Origin of the sequence: Streptomyces sp. UH6, assembly GCF_013421635.1 — a bacterium.
GTDB lineage: Bacteria > Actinomycetota > Actinomycetes > Streptomycetales > Streptomycetaceae > Streptomyces > Streptomyces abyssomicinicus.
In genome coordinates this window covers 1-1,410 of sequence record NZ_JACADT010001243.1, presented here as the reverse complement: position 1 = coordinate 1,410, position 1,410 = coordinate 1, and the positions used below count along the sequence as shown (strand labels likewise).

General features: G+C 73.3%; 2 protein-coding genes and 1 pseudogene. All 3 read left to right on the top strand.

Annotated elements, in window-relative coordinates; genetic code table 11:
• Positions 1-384, top strand: a 384-nt coding sequence (locus HW445_RS30955; protein WP_180224098.1) for a hypothetical protein, incomplete at its 5' end; no start/stop codon positions are given.
• A 71-nt stretch (positions 385-455) separates the two neighbouring features.
• Complete coding sequence (locus tag HW445_RS30950; RefSeq protein ID WP_374939730.1) at positions 456-1,106, top strand: leucine-rich repeat domain-containing protein; 651 nt, start codon at positions 456-458, stop codon at positions 1,104-1,106.
• Between the two features lie 62 nt (positions 1,107-1,168).
• Positions 1,169-1,410 (top strand): annotated as a pseudogene (locus HW445_RS30945) (hypothetical protein); the annotation flags it as partial.

Below are 1,410 nucleotides of genomic sequence, written 5' to 3'. Positions count from 1 at the left end.
GGGCCCGCGGAGCAGGGCGGGGCGAGCGCGACGCCGACGGACCGGCCCGAGAGCGTCCGCCTCACCGTCACCGGCGGCATCGCCGGCGTCCACCGCTCCATCCTGGCGTCCACCGACGGCACGGTCGAGGTCAGCGAACGGAAGAAGGGCTACTGGGAGGCCGACCCCCTCTCCGGCGCCGACCGCGACCGGCTGAAGACCCTCCTGAAGCAGATCGACTTCGCCACGCTCCCGCCCCGCAGCGTCGACGAGGACGCCCGCGACATGTTCGTCTACGCACTGGAGCACGACGGCCACGCCGTCGTCACCGACCGCAGCGTCTCCCTGGGCGCGGCCGACGATCTGATCGGCCAGCTCGAACGCCATCTCGAGGAGCGGCTCTGAGCGTCCTGGACCTCTGGCGCCGGCACCTCGGCGCCGTCCCGGAGTCCGTCTGGGACCGGCGGGAACTGCGCGTGCTGATCCTCGCCGACAACGACCTGACCGCCCTGTCGCCCGCGGTCGGCCGGCTCCGGCGGCTCACCACCCTCGACCTCGGCCACAACGCGCTCACCGGACTGCCGCCGGAGATCGGCGCCCTGACCGGCCTCACCGGCTGCCTCTACCTCCACGACAACCGGCTGACCCGGCTGCCGGACGAACTCGGCTCGCTCACGCGCCTGCGGCTCCTCAACGTCGGCGACAACCGCCTCACCGCGCTCCCCGACACCCTCAGCCGGCTGGCCGCCCTGGTCGAACTGCGAGCCCAGCACAACGAGTTGACGCATCTCCCCGAGCGGATCGGAGACCTCGGCCGGCTCCGGGAACTGTGGCTCAAGGGCAACCGCCTCACCCGCCTCCCGGACTCCTTCTCCCACCTGCGCGAACTGCGCCATCTCGAACTCCGCGACAACCTGCTCCCCGAGGTCCCCGGCAGGCTCGCCGGACTGCCCCTGCTGCGCGTCCTCGACCTGCGGGGCAACCGGATCCGCCGGCTGCCCCCGTGGCTGCCGGACATGCCTTCCCTGGAGAAGCTCGACCTGCGGTGGAACGACCTCGCCGTCGACCCCGCCGACGACCCGGTGGCCGTCGCGCTCGAGCGGCGTGGATGCGTGGTGGTGGCGTGAACACGACCTGAGGCATCCGCCCCCGTTGACTTCCGGCGGACCCCGGGAGTGAAGCTGTCCCGGTGACCGCACCCAGAACCGGCCGGACCAGGTTCCCCAAGCTCCCCCCGGCCTACCGCCCCCTGTTCGCGCACCGCCCGTTCCGGCGCCTGCTGCCCGCGTTCGTCGCCTCCGACTTCGGCGACGGGATGGCCGTCGTGACCGTGCCGTGGCTCGCCGTGCTGCTGGCCCCGGAGGAGAACCCCGGGCTCTACGTCGGGGCCGCGGTCGCCGCGTACGCGCTGCCGGGCGCCGTCGGCGCGCT